We start from the raw sequence: 711 nt of genomic DNA, 5'->3' as shown, positions 1-711 counted from the left end.
ATAGACCACCAGGTCCTCCTCCTCATGTTTTTATGCCTGGACCTCCACCAGACCCTCGTGGCCCTAGACCAGGCCATAGGCCAGGGCCTCCTGGACCACCGTAATAAGTAAGAGTTCTGATTGTGGGATCTGTGTTTTGATTAACTTTATCCTACAATCAGAACAATTATAAACTTAAACAAAAAGAGTTAACTTTCCCGATACAACAAAGGCTATAAAGTAAAAAAATGCATTAAAAAATGTTTGAAAGTATAAGCAGTTTTAAGTTACAAAGCAAAAGTAAATCATTAGCAGCTTTTTATAAAATATTTTTGCATACCAATATTAAGCAGTGGTTTTCTATGCGCAGGTATCATAGAAGACTTTAAGCAACTAAAGTTTAAGAAGTCAAAAAAGCTTTTATATTAAAATTTATTTTTGGTACGATTAGATTTTTATATTTTTACAACACACAAACAATTTTAGTATTTCGATTAATTTTTTGTTCTTTTGTAATTGAGATTTTTTGGTAAGAAATAAATGAGCTTTTAAGAGTGATAAATAATACGTTATTTACCACTTGACAATATCAAAATTAATTGTATATTGTAAGTATCCCCACTCCAGGGGGGTAAGGGAGGTACGCAATGAAACTAATAGACAGGATGGTTACAAAATATGAATCATCAAGACACAACAAACACTAATGTTAATCAAAAGCATAAGTGCTGT

It is taken from the genome of Desulfurella sp. (assembly GCF_023256235.1).
GTDB lineage: Bacteria > Campylobacterota_A > Desulfurellia > Desulfurellales > Desulfurellaceae > Desulfurella.
This window is presented reverse-complemented; position numbering follows the sequence as displayed.